The organism is Flavobacterium sp. NPDC079362, from assembly GCF_050267765.1.
Lineage (GTDB): Bacteria > Bacteroidota > Bacteroidia > Flavobacteriales > Flavobacteriaceae > Flavobacterium > Flavobacterium azizsancarii.
Genome location: NZ_JBNNFM010000080.1, coordinates 1 through 1,296 on the forward strand (window position 1 = coordinate 1; position 1,296 = coordinate 1,296).

Genomic DNA, 1,296 nt, shown 5'->3' on the forward strand with positions numbered 1-1,296 from the left:
TCCTTTTAAAGAAAATCGTCTAAATCCGTTATTATGCTTGAGTTGGGCAAACACAGGCTCTACATCGGCAGAGCGTTGCTTTCTTCTTTGTATTCCTATTTCACTTAGCAGTAATTCCCTTGTCCTTTGTTTATGCCTTTCAAGGTTATGGTTTCGCTCTATACTTCTGTTTCCCTGAGCTTTAAAACATTGACCTCGAAGTGAACAGCCTTCACAGTTTTTGGCCTGATAATGAGATAAGGTTTGGGTGTATCCTGCAGCTGTTGTTTTCTGGTTTTGATGTGTTTTATGCATTTTTTGTCCCATTGGGCATACATAATAATCTTCTTGCTCGTTGTAATGGAGATTTTCTTTGCTAAAAGCCTTGTGTTTCTTTTGGTAGTTTTGATCTTGTTCTTTTTCAAAAGTATTATATTTTACAAAAGCTTTGAGCTTCTTTTGCTCCAGATAATCATAGTTTTCTTCACTTCCATAACCTGCGTCAGTAGTTATCTCTTTTATCTTTTTAAATATTTTCTTGCCGAAGGTTTGTTCCAAATTTTCTAAATGAGGTTTGAGGGTTTTGGTATCGGTCGGATTTTGGTGGATGGTATAATGAACGATGATCTGATTTTGTGTAGATATCTGGGTATTATAAGCTGGCTTGAGCTGCCCGTTTAGCATATGATCTTCTTTCATGCGCATAAAAGTAGCCTGGGTGTCGGTTTTGCTGTAACTGTTTCTTTCCCCTAGAATAGCTTCTTGCTTTTCATACTTTTCAAGATTGGCAGTGAAATTATTTTTTATATAGCGTAATTTTGCTTTTGCTTTAGAACTTGCCTTTTCATTACCGGAGAGTTTTGCATCTATTTTAGCTACAGTTTTCTGAATTATCTCTTTACTGATTTCTTTGAATTCTGTTGGTTCCGGGTTTGGATCCTCTTCATTATTGATGCTTTGGGCATATTTCCATAATTCTTCCAACTGAGTCAGCATTTTAGCTTTGTTGGTTTTAATGCTGTTGCCCCACACAAAAGTGTACCTGCCAGCCTGAGCTTCTATTTTTGTGCCATCTGTATAAATTTGTTTTAGGTTTACCAGCCCTTCTGATGCCAGCATTAAAACTACCTGCTTGAAGATTTCTTTAAAACTCTCTTTGAGTTTGTCACTTCTAAATCTATTAATTGTATTGTGATCAACAATAGTCATAGAAGTAAGCCACATAAAATTAATATTCTCGCGAAGTGCAAGTTCTATCTTTCGTGAAGAGTAAATATTAGTCATATAAGCATACAACATCACTTTGAGTAACATCTT

The 1,296-nt window shown here is 35.8% G+C and carries 1 protein-coding gene; it reads right to left on the reverse strand.

Going from position 1 to position 1,296, the window contains the following annotated elements:
• Positions 1–1,293 (reverse strand): IS1182 family transposase (locus ACQKCJ_RS24730; RefSeq protein ID WP_427403148.1); only part of this gene is annotated, 1,293 nt, incomplete at its 3' end.
• Positions 1,294–1,296: the final 3 nt, after the last annotated feature.